This is a genomic window from Latilactobacillus graminis DSM 20719, assembly GCF_001436415.1.
In the GTDB taxonomy this organism is placed as follows: domain Bacteria; phylum Bacillota; class Bacilli; order Lactobacillales; family Lactobacillaceae; genus Latilactobacillus; species Latilactobacillus graminis.
The window spans coordinates 34,753-60,247 of sequence record NZ_AYZB01000058.1; the positions used below are offsets into that span (position 1 = coordinate 34,753).

Genomic DNA, 25,495 nt, shown 5'->3' on the forward strand with positions numbered 1-25,495 from the left:
CAGTTCCCAAGTCGGGGGACTGTTTTTTAGATTGAAGCCAAAGGAGTTCACTTAAATGCCTGATATTCAAACACTCGTTATTCAAAAACTTGCACAATATCGACCACAACAAATTAAAGCAACGTTGGGTCTTTTAGAAGAAGGGAATACCGTCCCGTTTGTCGCACGGTATCGAAAAGAGCGAACGGGAAGCTTAGACGAAGTTCAAATTCGTGAAATCGAAAGCACCTTCCAATACTTAACGACGCTCGAAAAACGTAAAACCGATATTCTTAAAAATATCGCTGAGCAAGAAAAATTAACCCCCAAACTCCAACAACAAATTGAAACGGCAACGCAACTGCAAGCCTTAGAGGATTTGTACTTACCCTATAAACAAAAACGACGGACCAAAGCAACCATCGCTAAAGAAGCCGGTTTAACCCCCTTTGCTCAATTCATTGCCGGCTTGCCTAATTTAACTGAAAAGGCACTATTGGCAAAAGCTGAAGCTTATCTTAATCCTGAGCAAAAAATTAATGACACAGAAGCTGTTTTAGCTGGAGTTCACGAAATTTTAGCGGAAAATATCAGTGAGACAGCCAAATATCGAAATTGGGTGCGCCAATATACTTGGCAAAATGGTCAGTTAGTTAGTCAGGTTAAAGACGAAGCAGCCGATGAAAAGCAAGTCTATCAAATCTATTATGATTTCACTGCCGATTTAACGAAGGTAGCACAACATCAATATTTAGCAATTAATCGTGGCGAAAACGAAGGTATTTTGAAAGTTAAAATGATGGTCGACGATCAAGTGATTACCAATCGAATTAGCCAAGATCTGTTGCATGGGACAGATTCTGCATCAACGGCAATTGTCAAAACTGCCGTTGAAGATGCCTACAAACGATTCATTGGTCCCGCCATTGAACGTGAATTACGAAAGCAATTAAAGGAAAAGGCTGATCAACAAGCGATTAGTGTGTTTGGTGATAACCTAAAGCATCTCTTATTGCAACCACCATTAAAGGGGAAAGTCGTATTGGGGTTTGATCCTGCCTACCGGACGGGCTGTAAATTAGCCGTTGTCGATGGGACTGGGAAATTCTTAGATAAGTTAGTCATTTACCCCCATAAACCAGCTAATGCCGATAAACGGGCAGCCGCAGCGAGTGAATTTACGGCGTTCTTAGCGAAATATCAAGTCGAAATGATTGCAATCGGTAATGGAACTGCTAGTCGTGAATCAGAAGAATTCGTAGCCAATTGTTTGAAAGCTATTTCCCGGGAAATTTTTTATGTGATTGTCAATGAAGCGGGCGCTTCTGTTTATTCTGCAAGTGATGCAGCGCGGGCAGAATTTCCCAACTTACATGTTGAAGAACGGAGTGCGATTAGTATTGCTCGCCGTTTGCAAGACCCATTGGCCGAATTAATTAAGATTGATCCGCAAGCAGTGGGGGTTGGTCAATATCAACACGATGTTGCGCAAAAAGAACTTACAGTGCAACTGGATACCGTGATTGAAGACGTCGTTAATAGTGTAGGGGTCAATCTGAACACGGCTAGCCCTCAGCTTTTACAACATATCTCCGGGTTATCAGCAACTACTGCCCAAAACATTGTGCAATATCGTAATGAAAATGGTCTTTACCAAAAGCGGAGTGCTTTGAAAAAAGTACCACGCTTAGGGCCTAAAGCCTATGAGCAGTCGGTTGGATTCTTACGGATTATCAACGGGGAGAATCCACTCGATAATACTGACATTCATCCGGAAAGTTATCCAACTGCTAAAGCGATTTTGAAATCGTTTGGGCTAACAGTTGATGCTTTAGGAAGCGACGCCTTGAAGACGGCAATTGCTAAAGTGCAAGTATCGGCTTTAGCAGCTGAATTAGAGGTGGGGGTTGAAACCATTACCGATATCTTAAACAGTTTGCAAAAACCAGGTCGTGATTTACGGGATCAGATGACGGCGCCATTATTACGCCATGACGTCTTAACCTTGGCGGATTTGAAACCGAATATGGCATTAGAAGGTACGGTCCGGAATGTGATTGATTTCGGGGCCTTCGTCGATATTGGTGTTAAGCACGATGGATTGGTACACATTTCCCAACTTGCGAACCACTTTGTTAAGCACCCGTCTGACGAAGTTGCAGTTGGTGACGTTGTGCAAGTTTGGGTAATGAGTGTTGATCAAGCGCGTGAACGGGTTCAATTAACAATGAGAGCACCCAGGACTAATGACTGACCAAGCACTAACCGTTCTGATTCAAAAACTTTCGTTACAGTTTTTTAACCGGCCATTTATGCATCAGGCGAATTTCAATCGGCGCTTAAAAACGACAGGTGGTCGCTATCATCTACAGGATCATCATATTGATATTAATCCGAAGATGTTGACGGAACATGATGCGCAGACCCTAGAAGGTGTGATTAAGCATGAACTTTGTCATTATCATCTACATTTGTTGCATCGTGGTTATCGTCATCGAGACGCAGATTTTAAACAATTACTGGCACAAGTCGGCGGCGCACGTTATGCGCCAGCTGTCCCAAAGGCAACTAAACCGAGTAAAATTGTGATTTATCAGTGTTCAGACTGTGGACAGGTCTATCCGCGTCGCCGTCGCATTAATACCGCCCGCTATGTTTGTCGGCGATGTCATGGGCGACTCATGTATCAAACTACACAAGTTCAATGAAAAAACGGGTCACACTTATGTTTAGGTGTGGCCCGTTTTTTAGTTGGATCGTAAAGTTTGATTCTGAGTGGTGTAGCCAAGTTTATGGTAGAGTGCTAATGCCGCAGTGTTATTCCCTAGGACGGTTAGTTCTAAATAATCAAGTGCCTGCGTCTGTTGCCACTGTTTAGCATGTATTAGCAGTGCGGAGGCTACCTGATGCCGCCGTGCTGCTGGGGCAACATACAGTGTCGTGAGATAAGCAAAACGATGTGCGATAAATAAGGGCAAGGGACTTGTTTGGGCTGTTGTAATATGACAAAAGGCATCGATTTGCTGATCTTTGTTTCGATGGACAAAGATGGCTTGAAGTGGGTCGGTTATCATTTGTTGCCACTCGAAGAACTCGGGCGTGTAAGTAGTTTGGTAATTAGTGGGTTGTAGCGTATGCATTTCAGCTGTTAATTGTTGATAAAGGGTGGTTAATTTGCTAATATCAGTTAGCTTAGCATGGATAATGGGCATGTAATCGTCTCCAAAGTAAAATTTTTAATTGACTTCATTCATGGTTTCTCTTATACTAATGTACGTGGCTTAAAGCGATAAAGCAAGTTACGCGGGTGTGGCGGAATGGCAGACGCGCAAGATTAAGGATCTTGTCGGGAGTTTTCCCGGTGGAAGTTCGAGTCTTCTCACCCGCATAGATAACAGTTTGGTAATTCCAGTTGGGGTTACCTTTTTTTGTGGCTTGGTGCTAATGATTGAAACTACGACAGTAAATCGCTATAATGAGCAATAAATTCAATTTAGGAGTCAATTCAGATGACACATAAAAATTCATCAGCTTATACCATTAGTATTATGGCGATTTTGACCGCATTTCTAATTATTCAAAGTTTTATTCCGATGGTCGGCTATATTAATATTATTCCAGGATTACCGGCCGTCACTACGATTCATTTAACAGTCATTATTGGAGCTGTGATTCTAGGTACACGCCAAGGAACCATTTTGGGCTTAATCTGGGGGATCATTGCCTTATTTAGAGCTTATACCTCACCGGGTGATCCATTATCACTTTTAATTTTCCAAAATCCGATTATTGCAATTTTACCACGTGTGATGGCCGGGATGATAGCTGGGTATACCTTTGAGCATTTATATCAGACAAAAATTCGTAAAACTGGCGCGATGGTGTTTGCTGGCGTGTTCGGCGCCTTGGCGAATACGGTCTTAGTGATTCTTTTAACGCGCGTCCTTTATGGCCATCAAGCAGCTGGAATGTATCATACTGATCCGACACATTTAATTATGGTTATGTTGGGCTTTGTTGCCCTGAATGCTGTGATGGAAGCTGTTTTAGCTGCGATTGTCACACCATTGGTTGCAACACCTCTGTTGCGATTTAAACGGAGTCGATAAAAAAAGATTATCCGATAAAAAGGATAATCTTTTTTAATTGAGCTGTTTTTGAATCTTCTTAGCATTTGCGGCGACGGTGTTCATATTGACTTTAGCAATTTCAGCCTGCTGATAAACCGAGCTATAGTATTGATTTAAACGATTGATTGGTGATTTTAAGGTCTCTTGATCAACGTCAGCATCGGTATGGTCAGTGTAAAACTTATCTTCAGCCGTTGTTGCTGCGTCGTAGAAGGTCGACAACGTCGTATAATCGAGGGTTGAGATTTTTAAGCTCTGATTTAAATCTTTGATTTGTTCAATCGGTAATTCATTATTCTCTTGCTCAGAAATCATAATTAGGCGCTTGATTACGGGCTTTAAAAGCGTTTGTTGTGTCTTAATATCTTGAAAAGCGGCTGACCGTTTTGTTGCGGTTGTCGCAATCTTAGATCCCTCAACTGTTAAAAGATTTTGATTGGGATGTTTCTTTTGCAGTGTAAGATAGTTATCAGGAACGGGATCACCGATTGTTTCTAGAGTTGAGAGGGCTACTTGTTGGCGCTTAGTTGCTTGTAAGACGGTTTGCATATCGGTTTGGAGTTGGTGTTTAGTATCCAGCGGCTTTTGGCAAGCAGATAGGATAATTCCGATGAGCATAATTGGGAAGAGGCATTTCAATAATTTAAACATAGGCAAGGCACTCCAATAAAAAGTTATATTGTTATCTTAGCGTAGTTAAGCCCAAAAGCCAAATTATTTAGGTCATAGTTAGTTAAATGATAATTCACTTTTAAAAATGATAAATGTTGATTGTCCGTGATAGAAAACGGTTTATTTTTTGCTTAAAAGGTTGCCAATCGTTGTCGCCTGTGTTACACTATGTTTGTACTTTTTGAATGGTTGCGGTACGAATGTTTCCTACAGAACTTTCTCCATCGGACCACCAGAAATACACAAATTTATAATGTGTCATTAGACACAAGGAGGATTTTTCTCATGGAAAACGGAACTGTAAAATGGTTTAACGCAGAAAAAGGTTACGGCTTTGTAACTCGCGAAGATGGTAGTGATGTATTCGTACATTTCTCAGCTATCCAAGGTGAAGGCTACAAGACTCTTGAAGAAGGTCAAAGCGTTTCTTTCGATATCGAAGAAAGCGATCGTGGCCCACAAGCTGTTAACGTAAACAAAAACTAATTTTAAAATTAACCTAGGAGTCACAACGAAATTACTTTTGTTGTGACTCCTTTTTTTGTGTCATCGAACTGCTTACGTTATATCAAAAAGGACGCGATTAAATTTAATCGCGTCCTTTTGTAAAACATTATTAATTAAGGTCAGAACGTTTTTCAAATGGATAAACAAAACCCCATTCGGCACGCGCAGCGGACATAATATCCATCACATCGCTCGATAATTCAAGCGTATCGTTAGGCTGATGGCCACGGACAATTTCTTGGAAATCATGCAGTTCATAGTTCATCGCATTTGTCGCGTCGCCAGCTGCAATTGTTGTCACACGACCGTTTGGAAATGTTAGCGTCGCCTTGTCAGGCCGTGGGTAGTCATCGACAGTGATATAGCCATTTTCATAAACTAAAACACCTTGTTTAGGCATTTTTGCATGAATATTTAACGTGACAGTTACCATCTCGTGATGAGCGTTATTCAAAAGTAAGGTTGATTGTTGATCAACGCCAGATTCTGAAGGCACCCATTGAGTAGCAATGAGTTCTGGTTTAGCCGTCATCATCCGGCGCGCAAACGAAAGCGCGTAAACGCCGATATCAAGCATGGCACCACCAGCCAAAGCTGGACTGAAGAAACGGTTGCTTGAATCAAGTTCTTTATAGCTACCAAAAGAGACCTGAATTGATTTTAAAGCCCCTAATTGTTGTGCCACTTGCTGATGCTCAATCTCGGTAAATAACGGCATATGATAGATGGTCATTGCTTCAGCCAACACCAAATTTTTTTTTGCTGCTAAAGCTTTAGCGGCATTCAGCTGGCGTCGATTCATTGTTATTGCTTTTTCACAGAAGACATGCTTACCAGCTTCGAGGCTAGCTATAATACTTTCGAAGTGGTAATTGTGTGGGGTTGCAATGTAGACGATGTCGATATGGTCATCGGCGAGCAATTCAGCATAACTCCCGAAAGCATGGGGGATGTTGTATTGATCAGCGAAGGTCTGTGCCTTATCGAGTGATCGGGAGGCGGCCCCATAAATACGGCCGTCGGGTTGGTTAAAATAAGTCGCGAAACTATTGGCGATGTTGCCCAAGCCAATAATTCCCCAGTTAAGCGTTGTCAATTAAATCAGTCCTTTATTAGCGTAATCGGTTACACTCATTATTATAACAAGAAGCGGTTTAAATAGAAAATGTAAATCAATGATTGGTGTTCTGAATGAATTTGTGTACAATATAAGAGAGATCTGAGTAAAGGTGAGGCAGAGGATTGGCAAAAAAACGTAAACGTAAAACGACAAGACGTAAACGAAAAGCGAGTTACTATTTTACTAAGCAAAAAGGCCACCCAACTGATTGGTTAGTAGTGGTATTAGTAAGTCTATTTATTTTGGGCATCGGATTAGTTTTGTTGGTTCAATATAATGGTCAAAAGGCACAACAAGAATTGGCCAATCAGGCTCGTCAGGAGCAAAAATCACGTCAAGCAAAGAAACAGGCGTTTATTAAGCAAATGGTCCCTTATGCACAAGAACTGCAAACAAAGTATCACGTGCTGCCAAGTATTACCCTAGCGCAGGCTATTTTAGAGAGTGATTGGGGCAAGAGCTCATTAGCGGCACAATACCATAATTATTTTGGTATTAAAGGGGACCATGAAGCTAACACGAAAGAAATGACGACTAAAGAATATTTAAATGGTCAGTGGGTTACGACCACTGCACGCTTTAGAGTTTACAATAATTATCAAGAATCGATGCTTGATCATGTACAATTATTCGCCTATGGGACCTCTTGGAATCGGACCCAATATACGCATGTGATTGCGGCCACCAATTATGTACAAGCGGCCCACGCTCTACAGCAAGACGGCTATGCGACTGACCCAGATTATCCAGCGAAGCTGATTGAACTGGTTAAGACCTACCATTTGAATCAATATGATCAATAAGGGTGGTTGAAGAAACGGGGGCGCTTTAACGCATAGAATAACTGGCTACTAGGTTGTTGAACGCTATTATTTATGTTAATCTATTTTTAATTCAATTTCAGAAAATATTGTTGCTAGAAACTAGTGCAACTAGTGATAGATGCAACGATTAATAAAGGAGAGCTCAGCGTGCGATTATTAGAGGAACGCATTAAAAAAGATGGTCAAGTATTAGGTCAAGACGTATTGAAGGTTGATAACTTCTTAAATCACCAAGTGGATCCTGATTTAATGGCAGCTATGGGTGAAGAATTTCAACGATTATTTCAAGATAAACAGATTACTAAGATCCTAACGGTTGAATCATCAGGAATTGCACCCGCAGTATTTGCTGGCCTGGCATTTCACGTTCCCGTTGTTTTTGCAAGAAAGCACAAGAGTTTAACGTTACAAGATAATATGTACAGTGCAACGGTTTATTCATACACGAAGAAAGTGAATAATCATATTTCAATTTCGAAAAAGTTTTTGAGTGCTGATGATCGTGTGTTAGTGATCGACGATTTTTTGGCAAACGGACAAGCAGTCGAAGGCTTATTATCAATCATTGATGCGGCTGGAGCGCAACTTGAAGGGGTCGGGATTGTCATCGAGAAAACTTTCCAAAAAGGCCGTGCATTACTGGATCAACGTGGGATTCAAGTTGAATCTCTAGCGCGGATTGCGGCTTTTGAAAATGGCCAAGTTATTTTTTTAGATGAAAATAAATAATTATTATTTAGTAGAGTGCTGAGAGGTACTCTTTTTTTAACTAAAATTTTTACTTAATCTGGGTTGAAGTTATTCGGCAGAGCGCGTTTAAATTCGTTATAATAAAGACATCTAGTTTGATGAACAAGAAAGCAGGTAAAGTAATGCCAGTTATTTATCCAGGACAAACTATCGGAATTATTGGAAATGATCAGCGGGCTTACATGTTGGCACTCAAAGCAAAGGAAATGGGCTATCGAGTAGCTGCAATTGTGACACCGCAGATCCAAAATACCGCTTTTACGAGCTTAATTGATTGTCAGATTGACGGTGAGTTAAATGACTATCAAAAATTAAGCCAACTTGGTGAAGTTAGTCAAGTGCTGACCTATACGAATGAACTCTTAGATGAAGCGCTTCTTGAGCAACTCGCACAACAGTACTATTTGCCACAAGGGAGCAACGTGCTCTCCGTGACACAAGACCGTTACTTAGAAAAGGTCTTTTTAAATGATTTGAATATTAATATTCCGCCGTTTGCAACTATTGTGGATGTCGATGATATTTATCAAGCAATCGAATCGATTGGATATCCATGTATTTTAAAGCCAATCCAAAAGGGCTATGGTAAGCAGTACCAACGTTTTATTCAACAACCAAGTGATCTTGAAAAAGATGCTGCTTCGTTGAAATTAGGGACATATATCTTGGAATCATGGATTCCAGACGCACAAGAGTTATCAGTGATGGTCGTCAAGTGTAAAACAGGGCAAATTGTGACACTGCCAGTCATCGAAAATGAATTTGACGATCATCGCCTGAAAATGTCACTTGTCCCTGCCCGTATTAATCAGGATGTAGCAACTGAAATAAATCGCTTAGCCCATTTAATTGGAGATAAGTTAGATTATATTGGTGTTTTTGGCGTAGAATTCTTTTTGACACCGGATATGAATATTTATGTTAAACGGATTATTCCAACGCCGCATGCAACTGGTGATGTTTTATCACACACGTTGAATTTTTCACAATATGAATACCATTTAAAAGTTATCTGTCAATTGGCAGTCGGCCCGGCACGTCTTAATAGTGCCGGAATGATGCTAGGGGTTCAAGAAAGACAACGGTCACTAATTCAAACACAGATGAAGATTAAACCAGATTGGTATTTCAATTTGCACACAGTGACGGCGGATCAACAAATTGGATTGGTGACTGCCACCGGGCAAACGATTCAGCCGTTGATTGCTAATTTTGAAGCAGCGGACTTGTATTAAAATTATTTTTGATAGATAGCAGCGCTCAATCGGTGTTATTGTGGAGGAGAAATTTATGCTAGAACGTTATACACGTCCTGAAATGGGCACAATTTGGACTACAGAAAATCGATACCAAGCATGGTTAGAAGTGGAAATTCTCACCGTAGAAGCATGGGCGCAGTTAGGCGATATTCCGCTTGCCGATGCGCAAAAAATCCGTCAGCATGCGCGCTTTGATTTAGCTGAGGTCAATCGATTAGAAGCAATCACTCACCATGATGTTGTTGCCTTTACGCGGGCCGTTTCAGAATCTTTAGCGGACGAAAAAAAATGGGTACATTATGGGCTGACATCAACGGACGTGGTTGATACAGCACAAGGTTATATCCTAAAACAGGCAAATGATTTAATTCGAGCGGATATCGCTGAGTTTATGGCAGTCTTAAAAGAAAAAGCTTATGAATATCAAAATACAGTGATGATTGGCCGAACACATGGGGTGCACGCTGAGCCCACGACTTTTGGATTAAAATTGGCCACTTGGTATGCTGAAATGAAACGGAATCAAGCCCGGTTTGAACGAGCTGCTAAGGGCGTTGAGGCCGGTAAAATTAGTGGAGCAGTGGGAACCTTTGCCAACATCCCACCTGAAATTGAAGCGTATGTTACCGAACACTTAGGCATACGGGCACAAGACATTTCAACACAAGTGCTCCCACGGGATTTACACGCCGATTACATCAATACGATGGCAGTCATCGCGACGTCAATTGAACATTTTGCTACTGAAATTCGTCACTTACAGCGGACAGAAGTACGCGAAGTGGAAGAATTTTTTGCCAAAGGACAAAAAGGGTCTTCAGCGATGCCGCATAAACGGAATCCAATCAGTTCTGAAAACGTTAGTGGCTTAGCCCGTGTCATTCGCGGTCACGTGATTACAGGGATGGAAGACGTGTCATTATGGCATGAGCGCGATATTTCACACAGCTCAGCCGAACGGATTATCCTACCGGATACGACGATTTTATTAGACTATATTTTGAATCGTTTTACACGGATTATTCAGACGTTGACGGTTTTCCCTGAAAAAATGCGGGCTGATATGAATATTACTCACGGTCTGATTTACAGTCAGCGGGTCCTATTAAAATTAGTTGACGCCGGATTAAGTCGTGAGGCAGCTTATGATTTAGTCCAACCCAAAACAGCGTTGGCTTGGGATACACAAAAAGATTTTCGTGAATTATTAGAAGCTGATCCGAAAATTACAAGTGAACTCTCAAAAGCCGATTTAGATGATGCCTTTGATTATCAATGGCACTTAAACCAAGTCCAAACGATTTTTGCACGTGTATTTGCATAAGTATGCAAGCATAAAGCCACCTTAACCTAATTTTTAGGCTAAGATGGCTTTTTTAGCACAAAATAAATTCTGATTCGAAACGACAAATTTGATGGTGATTACTAAGGGCGACCGCAAACGCTTTTTGCCCTAAAGTAAAAAAGTGATGATCAATCGTTGGTATTTTTAATAGTAAGCTAGATAATTGTTTCTCTTGGCCAATCAATAGCGGTGGAGCTAGTTGATGATCCAAATGGTATTGGCGGACGCCAGCAGCAATGTCGTCACCATTTGTAAAATAGCAATTAAGTGTTGGCTGCTGGGCAATTAGATGTTTGGCAGCATGATAGCCGTCTTCAAACGAGCGCATTCCACCAATCATTAATTTGGCATCAGGTTGACAGCTGAAGACTTGTTGATAAGCAGTCGTAACAGCAACCCAAGTTGGACTTTGCACCGAATTACGACTCAACAAAAGGCCCATTTGAGTTACTTGTTGGATTTTAAGATAGTTAAACGCCGCTAAATAAGCAGGCTCACGATGCGAATAAACTGCTGAAATATGGTGTTGACCGGGGTTTTCACAACAAACAATCTGGCCATAGCGCGTGTAGTCCTCTAAAACTGACAAGGCCAGGCCATGTGAGGCGAAAATTAGTGCGGTAAAGTTTTTGCGTTTTAATTGTTCGAGATAATCTAATTCAATTGTTTGGTTGTACTCAGATGGGAGTAATACGATGTGGTAACCGCTTGAAAAGGCAGCATCCATAATGCCGTTTAGCAGCTGATTGAAATAAGGGTGATCATTATGCGGTAAAACGACGCCAATATTTTTATTCTGCCCGAAACTCAAATCGCGAGCTAAGCTATTGGGCACGTAATCGAGTTGCTCGATGACCGCTTCAATTGCAGCCTTAGCAGCGGGCGAAACATATTTTTGATGATTTAAAACCCGAGAAACGGTAGTAACGGAATAGCCGCTTTTTCTCGCAATATCACGAATAGTTGCCATTATTCTAACCTACTTTTTGGTTAATTTTGGTAATGTATTTTTTCAGACCATAGCTGAAGCCACTGTGCTGGTTGGTTTTGGTAATAAATTGACCGGCTGCTTGAATTTGATCGCTTGCATTCCCCATCACAATGGGATGTCCAACAGCTGCTAGCATCGATAGATCGTTTTGATCACCGCCAAAAGCAGCACAGTCTGCCAGTGAGACGCTAGTTGTTTTTAAGATAGTCATCAAAGCGTTTGCTTTAGTGGCTTGTTGGCTGGTAATTTCTAAATATAGTGTACCTGACTGTTGAACCGAAATGCTAGGTAAATGAAGCTGGGCGATGAATTCTTGAACAATTTTACATTGTTTAGTATCGGGCAGAATCAGGAGCACTTTAAAAATTTTGATAAATGGATTTTGTAGCTGTTCGGCAAAATTAAACATTGTCGGTAATTGACTGGTGTTTTGGGCTGCATGTTCAATTCCAGCATCGATTTTTTGAGTGTACCAATGGTGTAAGTCATAGGCACTTAAGCTGATATCAGTAAAGTTAGTTTGCAACGTAGCGACTAATCGAGCAACAAGCGGAGCTTCAGCTAAAACCATGGGAAATAAGTCGGTGGGTTGATATATTAGACCACCATTAAAGGCCACTTGGAATGTCGTGAGGGATAGTTGATCAACTGTTGGTTGCATCGCTTGTGGCGAGCGTGCAGAAATTAGGGAGATTGGTAAGGGACAGGCTTTAACCGCCGCGATATCTTTTTCGGAAAGTTGTCCATCCTGGTTTAATAAGGTGCCATCTAAATTAGAAAAAATATAGTTAATCATGATTTAAACCGCCTTTCTTGAATTACTGTGAGTATAATTTATGAAACGCGTCCCAGGTCAAGAGACATGACTTAACAAAAGTGGAATCCATTTTACTAAGTCATGTTCGCTTTTTTCTACTGATTTTGTTTGGTATAATATAGGCTGACGTATTGACGGAAGGATGACTAATTTGTCTGAAAAAGAATTGTTACAAGGGATGAATGATAAGCAAGCAGAAGCGGTGCTCACAACGGAGGGCCCACTTTTAATTATGGCGGGTGCCGGTAGCGGGAAGACCCGGGTGTTAACACATCGGGTCGCTTATTTAATTGAAGAAAAGCATGTACTCCCGTGGCGCGTGCTTGCGATTACGTTTACCAATAAAGCGGCCCGCGAAATGCGTGAACGTGTTGGTAATTTACTTGGCGAAGGAGCGCAAGATGTTTGGGTATCCACCTTTCATGCCCTTTGTGTGCGGATTTTGCGCCGTGAAATTGAGCAAATCGGTTATAACCGGGCGTTTACGATTGCCGATCCGGCTGAACAATTGACGTTGATGCGCCATGTTTGTCGTGATTTAAACATTGATACGAAAAAATTTGATCCTAAAGCAATTTTAGGGATGATTAGTAATGCTAAAAATGAACTACAGACGCCAAATGACTATGCTGGTCTCGCAAATGGACCATTTGAAAAGATTGTCGCACAATGTTATACCGAATATCAAAAACGGCTCCAACAAAACCAAGCACTTGATTTTGATGATTTAATTATGCAGACAATCCGTTTATTTAAAGAAAACCAAGTGACACTTGAACATTATCAAGAAAAGTTTCAATACATTCACGTTGATGAATATCAAGATACCAATGAAGCCCAATATACATTGGTTAATATGTTAGCCGCGAAATACAAGAATCTTTGTGTTGTCGGGGATGCTGATCAGAGTATTTATGGTTGGCGCGGGGCTAACATGGACAATATCATGAATTTCGAACATGATTATCCCAATGCTAAATCCGTTATGTTGGAACAAAATTACCGTTCAACCAAGACGATTCTAGAAGCCGCAAATGGGGTGATTAACAATAATCAATACCGCAAGCCCAAGGAATTGTGGACTGAAAATAATGAAGGACAACCGATTACTTACTATCGTGGTCAAAGTGAACGCGACGAAGCCCTATTTGTCATCACGAAGATTCAAGAAGAAATGCAAAAGAACCAACGTAAATTCGGAGACTTCGCCGTTTTATACCGGACGAATGCTCAATCACGGTCAATTGAAGAAGCGTTTGTCAAAGCCAACATGCCATATAAGATGGTCGGAGGACACAAGTTCTACGATCGTAAGGAAATCAAGGATATTTTGGCTTACCTACGATTGGTCGTTAATGCGTCCGATTCAATGAGCTTTGAGCGGGTGGTTAACAGTCCTAAACGGGGAATTGGCCCAGGGACGCTTGAAAAATTAACCCAGTTTGCCGATGATCATCAATGGTCATTACTCGAAGCAGCGCAAAATGCGGAACTATCAATGATTCCTAGTAAGAGTCGTAAGACGCTGATTGATTTCGGGAACGTAATTGGTGACTTAGCGAAGATGCGCGAATTTTTAAATGTGACCGATTTAACAGAGCAATTATTGGATAAAACTGGTTACAAAGCTGCGCTCGAAGCTGAAAATACGCTCGAAGCACAAAGTCGTTTAGAAAACATTGAAGAATTACTTTCAGTAACGAAACAATTTGATGAACACTACGAGCCAGAAGAAGATGATAGTGATTTATTTGTCGATTTCTTAGCCGAATTATCACTGGTATCTGATTTAGACTCAGTTGAAGAAGAAGCTAGTGAAGTGACAATGATGACTTTGCATGCTGCCAAAGGACTCGAATTTCCAGTCGTTTTCTTAATGGGAATGGAAGAAGGCATTTTTCCATTATCCCGGGCCTTACTTGAAGAAGATGAATTAGAAGAAGAACGCCGCTTAGCTTACGTGGGGATTACCCGAGCAGAAAGCAAGTTATACCTAACGAATGCTTATTCACGGATGTTATATGGGCGCCAACAAAGTAATCAAGCCTCGCGCTTTGTCGGTGAAATTGATGATGGACTATTGGATTACGCCAATGGTGATGCGGGGAGTATTCCAGAACATAAATTACCATTTGGCAAGAGCAATCGGCATGCGCGTGCCACTGCAACTACGTATAGTGCCAATAAAACTACGACAAGTCATAAAATTGCCGATACAACTGGTGGGGAAAATCGCGGGGCTTGGACGGCTGGTCAGAAGGTCCAACACAAGAAATGGGGGATTGGAACGGTCGTCAAGGTCAATGGGACTGGCAATGACCAAGAACTAGACATTGCCTTTAAGGAACAAGGCGTTAAACGATTATTAGCTAGTTTCGCACCAATTGAGAAAGTTGAATAGCAAAGGCAATTCGGTTTAGACAGGATCTTATTTCCATTCAAAAGGAGTGTTTATTATGGGATTAGCGAAATCAATTGATCAATATACACAAATTGAAGCGGCAGAAGCGGCCCAAAAACTCCGGCAAACATTAGCCAAATATAGTGAGGCATATTACACAAAAGACGCACCGGTAGTGGAAGATTACGTGTATGATGACCTGTATCATGATTTAGAACAACTAGAAGCCGCTTTCCCAGACATCGTCACCCATGATTCACCAACGCAGAAGGTTGGCGATCAAGTCTTACCAGGATTTAAAAAAGTAATACATGCTATACCGATGTTATCGATGGGAGATGTCTTTTCAGAAGCAGAACTCGCTACTTTTGATAATCGGTTACAAAAAAATATTGGTCAGCCCATCGAATATAATGTTGAATTAAAAATTGACGGACTGGCGATTGATTTAATTTATGAAAAAGGTCGTTTTGTTCGGGGAGCAACCCGCGGCAATGGGACAATCGGGGAGGATATCACCCAAAACCTAAAAACGATTAAAGCAATTCCACAAAAATTAACTAAGCCGGTTTCAATCGAAGTCCGCGGCGAATGTTACATGCCCAAAGCCGCTTTTGCGGCTTTAAATACTAAACGTGAAGCACAGGGACAACCACCATTTGCGAATCCACGGAATGCTGCGGCCGGGAGTTTACGGCAATTGGATGCTCAAGTGGCTGCTGATCGGAATTTGAGTGCCTTTATGTATACGATTGTCACGTTTGATGATGTGCAGGTGACAACGCAACATGAAGCGTTAGAAGTGCTCGCAGAACTTGGATTTAACGTCAATCCGACAGCTGAAGTTTGCCAAGATATGATGGCAGTCCAAGCCTTTATTGCGCGTTATCAAGCAATGCGAGACGCATTGGAATACGGAATCGATGGGGTTGTCTTAAAAGTGAATGACCTAGCTTTACAACGCCAACTAGGCAATACGGTGAAAGTGCCACGTTGGGAAATCGCTTATAAATTTCCACCTGAAGAGGCTGCGACAATTGTCCGTGATATCGAGTGGACAATTGGACGCACAGGGGTTGTGACCCCGACTGCCGTGATGGATCCCGTTCAATTGGCTGGGACGACAGTTGCGCGTGCTTCATTGCACAATGCCGATATGCTACAGGATAAAGATGTTCGCTTATTGGACACGGTCTTGTTGCATAAGGCCGGGGATATCATTCCGGAAATCTCCCAAGTCGTATTAGCTAAACGACCTAATGACAGCCAACCGGCCATAATTCCAACTGTCTGTCCATCTTGTGGCCATGAATTAGTCCATTTAGATGAAGAAGTTGCTTTGCGGTGTATTAATCCGATGTGCCCAGCACAAATTAAGGAACAACTAACGCATTTTGCATCACGGAATGCGATGAATATCGATGGCTTAGGACCGCGCATTATTGGCCAATTGCTGGATCAAGGCTTGGTGCATGATGTTGCTGATTTATATCGACTGACAGCCACGCAATTAGCACAGTTAGATAAGTTTAAAGAAAAATCGATTAATAATTTATTAAATGCCATTGAAACCAGTCGGCAAAATTCGCTAGAAAGGTTATTATTTGGATTAGGGGTTCGCCATGTAGGCGCCAAAGCAGCCCGATTATTGGCGGCGCATTTTGAGACCATGGCGGCTTTGATGGCTAGTGACCAAGAAGCGATTATGGCGGTAGATACAATTGGTGCGACGATTGCGGATAGTTTAGTGACTTATTTTGCAGATGCACAAGTCCAAACGCTGATCCATGAATTGGCTGAAGTTCAGGTCAATTTAACTTATACTGGGGTGACCCAAGCCCAAGCGCAAAATAGTGATAGTTATTTTAATGGTAAGACCGTTGTACTGACCGGTAAATTAACGCAATATACACGCAGCGAACTAAAACAACGCCTTGAAGATAACGGAGCAAAGGTAACGGGTTCAGTATCTAAAAAGACGGATATTTTGATTGCAGGCGAAGATGCTGGGAGTAAATTAGTTAAAGCCCAAGCATTAGCAATTCCAATTATTAATGAAGCGGCTTTAGAAAGTTATTGGATGTAGGTAAATTAAAAATTTCAACCAGTCAACTTGATTAAGGATGTATAAGGAGGCCATTTTTAGTGGCAAAGTATAAATTATGGGTAGTCGCAGCCGCGGCAGTTTTATTGTTGGCGGGTTGTACAAGTTTACAAGGTAGTTCCAATTCAGCGTCATCAACCAAGACGACGAAGAAACTGCAAACAACGGGGAAAGTGACCGATAGTATGTACGAAGGGGTGATTGATAATAACCAGTACAAGACCAGTCAGACCCGGGGATTAACAACGCAGCAAAGTAATACGGCTTTTGATGTCAAGAGTTTGGAAAGTGGCTTGTTGAAAATCTCGAAACAGCAATTTCCAACCGATAAATACCTCTATCAAGAGGGGCAGACGATTAAAACAGCAGAAGCGCAAAAATGGCTGGCACGTCAATCCAAAGATAACCCGTTAGGATTAAATCCTGAAGATAATGGTCAAAAAGAACCGGACAAGCGCAATCCATTATACCTTCAACAAATTCTAGAGCAAGATTTTTTGGGATCAGATGGCGCACTTGACGGTATGAGTATTGGTCTGGGAATGAATCAGATTGATTATTATACCAAGGAACAATATGGCGCGACATTTGAAACTAAGATATCAAGTGCCATGATGGCGCAACAAGGTAAACAAATAGCCAACAAAGTCTTGAGCCGTCTACGTCAGAAAAAGGGGATGGATGAGACTACGATTGCGATTGGCCTATATAAACAGGCCCCTAAGGATAGTTTAGTTGGGGGGACTTTCTTCGCCTATGGGATTAGTAAAAATGGTAGCACGACGATTGATTCATGGCACGAATTAGACCAAGCTAATCAAGTTTTCCCGTTAGTAAATAATGAAAAAGCAGTTAATCAAAGTGACGTCGACGCGTTTAATAGTTTTAAAGAACAAGTGCAAACTTTCTTTCCGAACTTAAGCGGTGTGACGGCGCAAGCACACTATGAAGATGGTGTACTTGCTGGGATGAATATTACGGTTAATACGCAATTTTACAGTGAAACTGAAATCATGAGTTTCACCCAATACATTGCAACTGCTGCCAATAAATACTTACCGCAAAATATTCCATTGGATATTTCGATTTCCTCGGCAGAAGGGATGCAAGCCTATGTTGGTCGCGCAACTGGGAGTAAGGGATTTTCTACCCATGTCTTTGGAAGTTATTAGTAAAAATCAAAAAGCGTCAACAACTTTTATCGTTGTTGACGCTTTTTTTATTTAGTAGTTGTATTTTTTTAAATATATCAAAGGGGTATAGCATGAACAATTTTAAAAAAGCACGAGAATGGATAGATAATGCAGATGCTATTTTAATCAGCGCCAGTAACGGTTTATCGATTACAGAGGGGTATAATATATTTGCCCATGATGCGCCGTTTATAACCCATTTCGGCGCTTTTAATAAACGCTATGGAATCATGAATATTCTGCAAGGACTTTTCTTTGATTATCCAACATTAGCTGAACGAGATGCATTTTATCAAGTATGATTATATGGTCGATCATTATGAAGGCACATCAGTTTTTCAAGATTTAAAGCAATTAGTTGGTGATCATGATTACTTTATCGTCACGTCGAATGGTGATATGCATTTTCAAATGAATGGTTTTGATGAACAACGGCTTTTTGAAGTGGAAGGGAATTTTGATAATAATCAAAATCCAATGCCGATGATTCAAAAGCAACAAGCTAAGTTTAATGCATTTGTGCAAAACTATCGTTCCCAAAATCTGGTGGTTCTCGAACTCGGGATTGGGGCCGATAATCAATTAATTAAAGCACCACTGATGCGACTCGTGGCTCAAAATGTGTGCTATCACTATATCACACTGAATTTAGCACATGAAATTAGAATACCAACGACTATTGCCCAACGTTCAATTGGACTTGTCGGATCAATTGATGATAATTTTAAGGAGCTGTTTAAAAATGACTAATTCAGACTATCAAAACACATTACAAAAAACAGCGACCGTCATTAAAAATGCCGATTATGTGCTTGTCAGCGGCGGCTGGCCCCGATTGGTATAATCCGGGTGATCCGACCTATCTTAAACATTTTAAGGCCATTGAAAATAAGTATCATGCTGGCAGTTTGTGGCGAAATTATTATTTGGAACAATATACGGGGAAGACTTGGACAAATCGTGGTGACTATTGGGGCTTTAAACTAACGGTTGCGCACTATAACCTGCACGAAGCCATTTTTCAACCCTATCACGATTTAAAAGCGGTGCTTAAAGACAAAGATTATGATATCGTCACTACGAATCAAGACGTTCAATTTCCAAGAGCCTTTCCTGACAAAGCAGTGGCCACGATTCAAGGTGATTGGTCCTATTTCCAGTGTGCAGATAAATGTCACGACCAAGTTTATCCATCACAACTAGATGTGGATCGATTATTCCCACAGATTGGAAATGATCATTTGCCGGAAAATTTAATTCCACGCTGTCCAGAATGTGGTGCCGAAATGTTGGAATGGGTCCGGGGTTATGAATTTCTTGAAGGACAATATTATAATGAACAATATAATAAATATTGTCATTTTATTCAAAAAGCGGCGCATAAAAAGACCGTTTATCTAGAATTAGGGGTGGGCATGATGACGCCGATGTTCATTAAAGAGCCATTTATGAATTTAACGTATCAAAATCCACAAGCGACTTACATTACAATTAATCCCAAAGATGCAATTGTTCCGCGCGAGTTGACGGATCGTGGTATCGCGGTTAAATATGATTTAGCGAAAGTATTGACCGATTTAAAAGAAATAATGTAACGCAAAAAGGATGGGGCAAGGCCCCATCCTTTTTGCTTATTCTAAATATTAGAAAAACGATATAAGCCACAAATTAAGCTGAGCTTACTGTGGATTAGTTCTGATAATGACTCAGTTCTGGTTGTATTGCCAGTCGTTGTTGGTATTGTTGAATAATATCAGCTAATTTAATTGATTGCATTTGTTGTTCAGCAGTTTCTTGGATTTGATCGTAGTAAGTAGCAAGCGACAACTGAATATTTTGTCCAGGTCCACAGCTTGGATCAATTTGGGTATCGATGTTCAATAATCGTGTATCGTCGACAGCTTTATAGATATCACAGAGGGAAATTTGATCGGGAGCTTTTGCGAGTTTGGGCTCAGCGTGCCCCTTCACACTCGTCAGTAAATCAGCGGCTTTGAGTTGGCTCATAATTTGCCGAATAAAAGAAGGATTTGTATTGATGCTCTTAGCGATGCGTTGGCTAGAGAGATTATCGAACGGGTTTAGTGCAATCAGCGTCATGAGGTGCACCGCGTTGCTTAAGCGAACTGATTTTTTTATAGAAAAACTCCTTTTAAAAGATGTTATTGTAATTATAACATCAAATCACAGGTTTTGCCGCACCGAGGTTCAATATTAAAGTGGCTTTAATAAAATTAACCAGTAATTTTTAAATTGATAAGCCAGTCTTCTAGGGAAGATATGCTTAGCTGACTTGCCCAGTCTGTTGTCAATTGTTTAAAGGCTCTTGCGGTTTGATCAATTTGATTTTTGGACGGCATTGATTGAAAATGCTCGATGGGTGGGTCTTTGACGATTGTGGCTTCAAGTTGATGCGCGGTTTGTACGGATGTGGTTGTTGGCATGGTCTCAAACGGTTCTGCTATTTCAGCAGGTGCGGTAGTATTGCGAGAACCATCGGCGGCTTCCCAGTAATGAACCGTTTGGGCACCAATTGTTTCGCTGACTTCAACGGGTTGACTGTCATCAATCTCGGTTTCTAACCAGGCTTTTGCTAGTGCCGCTTGGTTGGCCGCCGCTTCTTGAGCCTTAGCGGTCATTTCGGCGGTAACTCCGGAGATAGTAACTCCCACAGAAGTGGTTGCTGCAAAGGCTGCTGAACTTGGGAGCCCAATGCTCCCCATTAAACATAAGATTGATACTGTTATCAAGTGGTTCACGCCAATTTTTATCATATCAACACACTCCTACTATAATTTTAAAATGATGATAAGTATTAATAAATAACTTATATATTAATCATATTAGATTAAACGAATCTATGTCTATGATAAGCACTTATGAATCATATCGATGACCAGTTAATTGCTTGGCATTAAATGATGCATTCAAAATGAATTAGCGTAAGCAAAAATAAGAAAAGTAGCGCAAAATCTGTTAATTTCCAAGTGATGTCACTTTTTTCTACGTTAATATATGGTAAAATTAATTAGCATGGATAAAAGTGACAAAATAAGAAGAGGGGTTTACACATGATTGATAAAACACAAGTTCAGCATGTCGCAGAGCTTTCAAAACTAGCTTTTAGCGATGCTGAGTTAGAACAACTTACTGAACAACTTGCTGACATCATGAAAATGACTGATGAATTAAACAAAGTTGATACAACAGGCGTCCCAGTGACGACTCATGTGAATAACCTTCAAAATATTGTACGTGAAGATGTTGCCCAAGCTGGCACCGATCGTGATATCTTAATGAAGAATGCACCAGATTCAGCGGATGGCTTACTGAAAGTCCCTGCCATTATGGATAAGGAGGAAGCATAGCTGTGAATTACTTATACGAAGATTTACAGAGCATCCACGCTAAATTAGTGGCGGGTGATTTATCTGCAACTCAATTGGTCACCGAAACGCTTGCTGAAATTGAAAAGAAAGAACCACAGGTGGATGCTTTTTTAACAATTGATGAAGCTGGGGCGCAAGCTGCTGCTGCTCAAGTCGATGCAAAGCCAATCGCTACGGACAATTTACTTGCTGGAATGCCAATTGGGATTAAGGATAATTTATTGACAGACGGCGTAACAACAACAGCTGCTAGCAAGATGTTAGCTAATTTTAAGCCTGTTTTTGATGCAACAGTGGTTGAAAAACTAAAGGCTAAAGATGCCATCATGATTGGTAAAAATAACTTGGATGAATTTGCCATGGGATCATCGACTGAAACATCAGCCTTTAAAAAGACGAAAAATCCATGGAACTTAGACAAAGTGCCGGGTGGTTCATCAGGTGGTTCGGCGGCAGCTGTTGCTGCCGGTGAAGTGGTCGCTTCTTTAGGAACGGATACTGGTGGTTCGATTCGTCAACCAGCTGCCTTTAATGGGATTGTTGGCATTAAACCAACTTATGGACGGGTTTCGCGCTGGGGGGCAATTGCATTTGCCTCGAGTTTGGATCAAGTCGGGGTTTTCAGTCGAACTGTCGCTGACAATGCCACTGTTTTACAAGCTATTAGTGGGCATGATGAAAAAGATAGTACGAGTGCTGATATTCCGGTGCCAGATTTTCGAGCCGCTTTAGACGGTAACATCAAAGGCATGAAGATTGCTGTTGCCAAAGAATACATGGCCGAAGGAGTTGCACCTGGCGTTAAAGCCCAAATCGAAACAGCAATTGATACCTTACGATCACTGGGGGCAACGGTTGATGAGGTGAGCTTACCCAATTCTAAATATGCCGTCCAGATTTACTATATTATTGCTTCTAGCGAAGCTTCATCGAACTTATCACGCTTTGATGGGATTCGTTACGGTTATCGTTCACCAGAAGCAAAGACTTTGGAAGACGTTTATGTGAAGTCACGTTCAGAAGGCTTTGGTCATGAAGTAAAACGACGGATTATGTTAGGGACGTTTGCACTTTCATCTGGATTTTATGACGCTTACTTCAAAAAAGCGGGCCAGGTCCGGACATTGGTTATTCGCGACTTTGAAAAGGTTTTTGCTGACTATGACTTAGTGGTTGGACCAACAACGCCAACAACGGCCTTTGACCTAGGTCGCAAGGTGACCGATCCAGTCACAATGTATATGAATGATATTTTAACTATTCCAGCTAATATGGCTGGCTTACCTGCGATGTCAGTACCTGCCGGACTGGTTGATGGCTTGCCAGTTGGGTTACAGATCATTGGGAAAGCATTTGATGAAGAAGCGGTTTATCGGGTCGGCTATGCTTTTGAGCAAGCGACTGGATTTAGCAAAAACGTACCAAGTTTCAAAGGAGGAAAAGCCTAATGAATTTTGAAACAACAATTGGACTTGAGGTGCATATTGAATTAAAAACGAATTCAAAAATGTACAGTCCATCTCCTGTTAATTATGGTGCTGAACCTAACACCAATACGAATGTCATCGATTGGGGTTATCCGGGGACCTTGCCAACCTTGAATAAAGGGGCCTACACGTTGGGAATGATGGTTGCGACCGCCCTGCATGCTGATATTGCGCGTGATACGCATTTTGACCGGAAGAATTATTTTTATCCAGATAATCCCAAAGCATACCAGATTACACAATATGAACAACCGCTTGGTAAAGATGGCTACATCGAAGTTCAAGTTGATGGTCACACGAAAAAAATTGGGATTGCTGAATTACACGTTGAAGAAGATGCTGGGAAGAATACCCATGGCTCTGATGGCTATTCATATGTCGATTTAAACCGTCAAGGGACTGCCTTGATTGAAATTGTCTCTAAGCCGGATATGTCAACGCCTGAAGAGGCCTATGCTTATCTTGAAACCTTGCGCCAAATCGTCCAATTTACGGGCGCTTCGGACGTTAAGATGGAAGAAGGCTCAATGCGGGTGGACACCAACATCTCTGTACGACCAATTGGTGCCAAGCAATACGGCATAAAATCAGAATTGAAAAATTTGAATTCATTCAACCATGTCCGCTTAGGGCTGGCTTATGAAATCAAACGGCAATCACAACTCTTGATTGCGGGTGAAACAATCCGTCCTGAAACACGTCGATTTGATGAGAAAACGGGTGAGACATTCCTCATGCGGGTTAAAACCGGGGCCGATGATTATCGTTATTTTCCAGAACCTGATCTACCACCATTGCACATTGGTGATGACTGGTTACAAACAGTCCAGGATAATCTGCCGGAAATGCCAGCTAAACGGCGTGCACGGTATGTAGATCAATTAGGCTTGCCTGAATATGATGCAGGTGTTTTGACGAATACTAAGGAAATGTCTGATTTCTTCGAAGCAGCGGTTGCTGATGGGGCCGCACCTAAACAAGTTTCTAACTGGTTGATGGGTGAGGTGAATGCTTATTTGAATGATCAACAAATTGATCTGCAAGAGACAGCCCTGACACCAGCGCATTTAGCGCAAATGATTAATCTAATTAAAGATGGGGTGATTTCATCGAAGATCGCTAAGAAAGTCTTCCAAGAAATTATTCAAAATGATACTGACCCTAAAGCGTGGGTTGAAGCCAAGGGCATGGTCCAATTATCTGATCCTGCTAAGTTGACGCCAATCATTACTGGAATTTTAGATGACAATCAACAATCAATTGATGATTTTAAGAATGGTAAAGACCGTGCAGTAGGTTTCTTAGTCGGTAAGATTATGAAAGAAACACGGGGTCAAGCCAATCCTAAGGTGGTTAATGATTTGTTGATGGCTGAATTGAACAAACGATAATTAATATTATAGGAGAGTCGAATGCAAAAACGTGCACGGTTAATTTATAATCCAACTTCAGGACATGAAGTGATGAAACGTAGTATCGCTGATATTCTGGATATTTTAGAACAAGCGGGTTACGAAGCGAGTGCCTTTCAAACAACTGCAGCACCAGCTTCAGCTCAAAAAGAAGCAACGCGTGCAGCTAAGGCTAACTTCGATTTAATTGTTGCTGCCGGTGGCGATGGGACAATTAATGAAGTTGTCAACGGGATTGCCGGTTTAGAAAAACGACCTATGATGGCGGTTATTCCGGCTGGAACGACTAATGATTATGCACGGGCGTTAAAAATACCGCGGGATAATCCAGTGGAAGCAGCTAAAGTAATTTTGAAGAATCAAACACTCAAGATGGATATTGGGCAAGCTAACGATCACTACTTCATGAATATTGCTGGCGGGGGCTTACTGACCGAATTAACTTATGAAGTACCATCAGACTTCAAGTCGATTTTCGGATACTTGGCTTATGTCGTTAAAGGTGCTGAGATGTTACCCCAGATTAAACCCATTAAGATGCATCTTGAATACGATGGTGGGACCTATGATGGTGAGGCATCACTTTTCTTATTAGGTTTAACGAATTCCGTGGGGGGCTTTGAACAAGTTGCCCCAGATGCCCAACTTAACGATGGTAATTTTTCATTGATTGTGGTCAAGACAGCAAACATGGCTGAATTGGTTCATTTAATTGCGCTAGTCATTAAAGGTGGCAAACACGTCAATGATCCGCGAGTTATTTACACGAAAACCGCGAAACTCGTTGTTCACCCGGACAACGACAAAGCTAAGATGATGATTAACCTCGATGGAGAATATGGTGGAGATGCACCAATGACCTTTACCAACTTGCAACAACATATCGAAATGTATGTGAATAAAGAAGACATTCCCGAACGGGCAATTACGGCGGAGACACCGGTCGAAGATTTATTTATGCAAGAAGTCGAAACGATTTCTAAAAAAGACATAGACGGCGATGGTAAAATAGGTTAAACTGAAGCATTAGATAAGGCGTGGAGCACACCCGCGCACTGGTAGCTAAGAAAAGAGTCCGAAACAAAACTTAGTTTTTGTCTCAGACTCTTTTTACA

The 25,495-nt window shown here is 41.3% G+C and carries 25 protein-coding genes and 1 tRNA gene; 19 read left to right on the top strand and 7 right to left on the bottom strand.

The genetic code is table 11. From position 1 onward, the window contains the following. The first annotated feature begins 55 nt into the window (after window positions 1-55). Together FC90_RS07200 and FC90_RS07205 are read left to right on the top strand one after the other, a co-directional pair. The gene (locus FC90_RS07200) at window positions 56-2,233 is read left to right on the top strand and encodes a Tex family protein (protein WP_057908571.1); all 2,178 of its coding nucleotides are present in this window, start codon (window positions 56-58) and stop codon (window positions 2,231-2,233) included. Further along, window positions 2,226-2,687, top strand: coding sequence for a SprT family protein (locus tag FC90_RS07205; RefSeq protein WP_057908572.1), 462 nt, complete (start codon window positions 2,226-2,228; stop codon window positions 2,685-2,687). The genes FC90_RS07200 and FC90_RS07205 overlap by 8 nt, the downstream gene beginning before the upstream one ends. A 39-nt stretch (window positions 2,688-2,726) precedes the next feature. On the opposite strand, the gene FC90_RS07210 is transcribed toward FC90_RS07205, so the two are convergent. Continuing rightward, window positions 2,727-3,191, bottom strand: a complete 465-nt coding sequence (locus FC90_RS07210) for a GNAT family N-acetyltransferase (RefSeq protein ID WP_057908573.1) — start codon at window positions 3,189-3,191, stop codon at window positions 2,727-2,729. 91 nt (window positions 3,192-3,282) lie between these two features. On the opposite strand from FC90_RS07210, the gene FC90_RS07215 reads away from it, so the two are divergent. Both FC90_RS07215 and FC90_RS07220 read left to right on the top strand, forming a co-directional pair. Beyond that, window positions 3,283-3,367 (top strand) — tRNA-Leu (locus tag FC90_RS07215). Between the two features lie 121 nt (window positions 3,368-3,488). Next, window positions 3,489-4,088 carry an ECF transporter S component gene (locus FC90_RS07220; protein WP_057908574.1) on the top strand — a complete coding sequence of 200 codons (600 nt, stop codon included), beginning with the start codon at window positions 3,489-3,491 and terminating at the stop codon, window positions 4,086-4,088. Window positions 4,089-4,121: 33 nt separating this feature from the next. Here the strand turns inward: FC90_RS07220 and FC90_RS07225 are convergent, their stop codons facing one another. Then, window positions 4,122-4,760 (bottom strand): hypothetical protein, encoded by a 639-nt coding sequence (locus FC90_RS07225; protein WP_057908575.1) that lies wholly within the window; start codon window positions 4,758-4,760, stop codon window positions 4,122-4,124. 306 nt (window positions 4,761-5,066) lie between these two features. Between FC90_RS07225 and FC90_RS07230 the strand changes: the two genes are divergently transcribed. Beyond that, a complete protein-coding gene (locus FC90_RS07230; protein ID WP_004270163.1) occupies window positions 5,067-5,267 on the top strand; it encodes a cold-shock protein in 201 nt (66 codons plus the stop codon). 130 nt (window positions 5,268-5,397) lie between these two features. Here FC90_RS07230 and FC90_RS07235 read toward each other — a convergent pair whose 3' ends face one another. Continuing rightward, a complete protein-coding gene (locus tag FC90_RS07235) occupies window positions 5,398-6,384 on the bottom strand; it encodes a Gfo/Idh/MocA family protein (protein ID WP_057908576.1) in 987 nt (328 codons plus the stop codon). Window positions 6,385-6,530: 146 nt separating this feature from the next. Here FC90_RS07235 and FC90_RS07240 point away from each other — a divergent pair, with 146 nt between their 5' ends. The 4 genes from FC90_RS07240 (at window position 6,531) to purB (ending at window position 10,565) form a co-directional block, all read left to right on the top strand. Continuing rightward, window positions 6,531-7,211 (top strand): glycoside hydrolase family 73 protein, encoded by a 681-nt coding sequence (locus FC90_RS07240; RefSeq protein ID WP_057908577.1) that lies wholly within the window; start codon window positions 6,531-6,533, stop codon window positions 7,209-7,211. 168 nt (window positions 7,212-7,379) lie between these two features. Beyond that, a complete protein-coding gene (locus tag FC90_RS07245; protein WP_057908578.1) occupies window positions 7,380-7,961 on the top strand; it encodes a xanthine phosphoribosyltransferase in 582 nt (193 codons plus the stop codon). 119 nt (window positions 7,962-8,080) lie between these two features. Further along, window positions 8,081-9,217 carry an ATP-grasp domain-containing protein gene (locus FC90_RS07250; protein ID WP_226789474.1) on the top strand — a complete coding sequence of 379 codons (1,137 nt, stop codon included), beginning with the start codon at window positions 8,081-8,083 and terminating at the stop codon, window positions 9,215-9,217. 55 nt (window positions 9,218-9,272) lie between these two features. Further along, window positions 9,273-10,565 (top strand): adenylosuccinate lyase, encoded by a 1,293-nt coding sequence (gene purB, locus FC90_RS07255; RefSeq protein WP_057908580.1) that lies wholly within the window; start codon window positions 9,273-9,275, stop codon window positions 10,563-10,565. 52 nt (window positions 10,566-10,617) lie between these two features. On the opposite strand, the gene FC90_RS07260 is transcribed toward purB, so the two are convergent. After that, window positions 10,618-11,556 carry a LacI family DNA-binding transcriptional regulator gene (locus FC90_RS07260; protein WP_057908581.1) on the bottom strand — a complete coding sequence of 313 codons (939 nt, stop codon included), beginning with the start codon at window positions 11,554-11,556 and terminating at the stop codon, window positions 10,618-10,620. A 4-nt stretch (window positions 11,557-11,560) separates the two neighbouring features. Then, window positions 11,561-12,373: an HAD-IIB family hydrolase gene (locus FC90_RS07265; protein ID WP_057908582.1), complete on the bottom strand. Its 813-nt coding sequence runs from the start codon at window positions 12,371-12,373 to the stop codon at window positions 11,561-11,563. Window positions 12,374-12,536: 163 nt separating this feature from the next. On the opposite strand from FC90_RS07265, the gene pcrA reads away from it, so the two are divergent. The 6 genes from pcrA to FC90_RS07290 all read left to right on the top strand — a co-directional run bounded on the left by pcrA (window position 12,537) and on the right by FC90_RS07290 (window position 19,687). Further along, a complete protein-coding gene (pcrA, locus tag FC90_RS07270) occupies window positions 12,537-14,795 on the top strand; it encodes a DNA helicase PcrA (protein ID WP_057908583.1) in 2,259 nt (752 codons plus the stop codon). A gap of 55 nt (window positions 14,796-14,850) precedes the next feature. Further along, window positions 14,851-16,881 carry an NAD-dependent DNA ligase LigA gene (gene ligA / locus FC90_RS07275; RefSeq protein ID WP_057908584.1) on the top strand — a complete coding sequence of 677 codons (2,031 nt, stop codon included), beginning with the start codon at window positions 14,851-14,853 and terminating at the stop codon, window positions 16,879-16,881. Between the two features lie 59 nt (window positions 16,882-16,940). Then, a complete protein-coding gene (locus FC90_RS07280; protein ID WP_057908585.1) occupies window positions 16,941-18,071 on the top strand; it encodes a CamS family sex pheromone protein in 1,131 nt (376 codons plus the stop codon). Between the two features lie 92 nt (window positions 18,072-18,163). Next, window positions 18,164-18,394 carry a hypothetical protein gene (locus FC90_RS09520; RefSeq protein ID WP_226789475.1) on the top strand — a complete coding sequence of 77 codons (231 nt, stop codon included), beginning with the start codon at window positions 18,164-18,166 and terminating at the stop codon, window positions 18,392-18,394. Further along, the gene (locus tag FC90_RS07285; protein ID WP_226789476.1) at window positions 18,375-18,842 is read left to right on the top strand and encodes a hypothetical protein; all 468 of its coding nucleotides are present in this window, start codon (window positions 18,375-18,377) and stop codon (window positions 18,840-18,842) included. The genes FC90_RS09520 and FC90_RS07285 overlap by 20 nt, the downstream gene beginning before the upstream one ends. Before the next feature lie 56 nt (window positions 18,843-18,898). Next, entirely contained in the window at window positions 18,899-19,687 is a 789-nt protein-coding gene (locus FC90_RS07290) for an SIR2 family NAD-dependent protein deacylase (protein WP_057908586.1), read from the top strand. Window positions 19,688-19,781: 94 nt separating this feature from the next. Here FC90_RS07290 and FC90_RS07295 read toward each other — a convergent pair whose 3' ends face one another. Continuing rightward, window positions 19,782-20,267: an Rrf2 family transcriptional regulator gene (locus FC90_RS07295; RefSeq protein WP_319016962.1), complete on the bottom strand. Its 486-nt coding sequence runs from the start codon at window positions 20,265-20,267 to the stop codon at window positions 19,782-19,784. A gap of 59 nt (window positions 20,268-20,326) precedes the next feature. Further along, window positions 20,327-20,866: a hypothetical protein gene (locus FC90_RS07300; protein WP_057908588.1), complete on the bottom strand. Its 540-nt coding sequence runs from the start codon at window positions 20,864-20,866 to the stop codon at window positions 20,327-20,329. A gap of 297 nt (window positions 20,867-21,163) precedes the next feature. On the opposite strand from FC90_RS07300, the gene gatC reads away from it, so the two are divergent. Genes gatC through FC90_RS07320 form a run of 4 tightly spaced genes read left to right on the top strand, consistent with a single transcriptional unit; the run spans window position 21,164 to window position 25,397 of the window. Continuing rightward, window positions 21,164-21,460, top strand: coding sequence for an Asp-tRNA(Asn)/Glu-tRNA(Gln) amidotransferase subunit GatC (gene gatC, locus FC90_RS07305; protein WP_057908589.1), 297 nt, complete (start codon window positions 21,164-21,166; stop codon window positions 21,458-21,460). Between the two features lie 2 nt (window positions 21,461-21,462). After that, window positions 21,463-22,929: an Asp-tRNA(Asn)/Glu-tRNA(Gln) amidotransferase subunit GatA gene (gene gatA / locus FC90_RS07310; protein WP_057908590.1), complete on the top strand. Its 1,467-nt coding sequence runs from the start codon at window positions 21,463-21,465 to the stop codon at window positions 22,927-22,929. After that, window positions 22,929-24,359, top strand: coding sequence for an Asp-tRNA(Asn)/Glu-tRNA(Gln) amidotransferase subunit GatB (gene gatB, locus FC90_RS07315; protein ID WP_057908591.1), 1,431 nt, complete (start codon window positions 22,929-22,931; stop codon window positions 24,357-24,359). Before gatA ends, gatB begins: the two co-directional genes overlap by 1 nt. A gap of 21 nt (window positions 24,360-24,380) precedes the next feature. Further along, window positions 24,381-25,397 carry a diacylglycerol kinase gene (locus FC90_RS07320; RefSeq protein ID WP_057908592.1) on the top strand — a complete coding sequence of 339 codons (1,017 nt, stop codon included), beginning with the start codon at window positions 24,381-24,383 and terminating at the stop codon, window positions 25,395-25,397. Window positions 25,398-25,495: the final 98 nt, after the last annotated feature.

What these genes read in the sequence shown, in the direction of transcription:
- FC90_RS07320 (WP_057908592.1), top strand. Translation starts at nt 24,381, where the DNA reads ATGCAAAAACGTGCACGGTTAATTTATAATCCAACTTCAGGACATGAA.
- gatB (WP_057908591.1), top strand. Translation starts at nt 22,929, where the DNA reads ATGAATTTTGAAACAACAATTGGACTTGAGGTGCATATTGAATTAAAA.
- ligA (WP_057908584.1), top strand. Translation starts at nt 14,851, where the DNA reads ATGGGATTAGCGAAATCAATTGATCAATATACACAAATTGAAGCGGCA.
- FC90_RS09520 (WP_226789475.1), top strand. Translation starts at nt 18,164, where the DNA reads ATGAACAATTTTAAAAAAGCACGAGAATGGATAGATAATGCAGATGCT.
- purB (WP_057908580.1), top strand. Translation starts at nt 9,273, where the DNA reads ATGCTAGAACGTTATACACGTCCTGAAATGGGCACAATTTGGACTACA.
- FC90_RS07260 (WP_057908581.1), bottom strand. Translation starts at nt 11,556, where the DNA reads ATGGCAACTATTCGTGATATTGCGAGAAAAAGCGGCTATTCCGTTACT.
- FC90_RS07250 (WP_226789474.1), top strand. Translation starts at nt 8,081, where the DNA reads ATGAACAAGAAAGCAGGTAAAGTAATGCCAGTTATTTATCCAGGACAA.
- FC90_RS07220 (WP_057908574.1), top strand. Translation starts at nt 3,489, where the DNA reads ATGACACATAAAAATTCATCAGCTTATACCATTAGTATTATGGCGATT.
- pcrA (WP_057908583.1), top strand. Translation starts at nt 12,537, where the DNA reads ATGACTAATTTGTCTGAAAAAGAATTGTTACAAGGGATGAATGATAAG.
- FC90_RS07290 (WP_057908586.1), top strand. Translation starts at nt 18,899, where the DNA reads ATGTGCTTGTCAGCGGCGGCTGGCCCCGATTGGTATAATCCGGGTGAT.
- FC90_RS07300 (WP_057908588.1), bottom strand. Translation starts at nt 20,866, where the DNA reads ATGATAAAAATTGGCGTGAACCACTTGATAACAGTATCAATCTTATGT.
- FC90_RS07265 (WP_057908582.1), bottom strand. Translation starts at nt 12,373, where the DNA reads ATGATTAACTATATTTTTTCTAATTTAGATGGCACCTTATTAAACCAG.
- FC90_RS07285 (WP_226789476.1), top strand. Translation starts at nt 18,375, where the DNA reads ATGCATTTTATCAAGTATGATTATATGGTCGATCATTATGAAGGCACA.
- FC90_RS07225 (WP_057908575.1), bottom strand. Translation starts at nt 4,760, where the DNA reads ATGTTTAAATTATTGAAATGCCTCTTCCCAATTATGCTCATCGGAATT.
- FC90_RS07230 (WP_004270163.1), top strand. Translation starts at nt 5,067, where the DNA reads ATGGAAAACGGAACTGTAAAATGGTTTAACGCAGAAAAAGGTTACGGC.
- FC90_RS07200 (WP_057908571.1), top strand. Translation starts at nt 56, where the DNA reads ATGCCTGATATTCAAACACTCGTTATTCAAAAACTTGCACAATATCGA.
- gatC (WP_057908589.1), top strand. Translation starts at nt 21,164, where the DNA reads ATGATTGATAAAACACAAGTTCAGCATGTCGCAGAGCTTTCAAAACTA.
- FC90_RS07210 (WP_057908573.1), bottom strand. Translation starts at nt 3,191, where the DNA reads ATGCCCATTATCCATGCTAAGCTAACTGATATTAGCAAATTAACCACC.
- FC90_RS07205 (WP_057908572.1), top strand. Translation starts at nt 2,226, where the DNA reads ATGACTGACCAAGCACTAACCGTTCTGATTCAAAAACTTTCGTTACAG.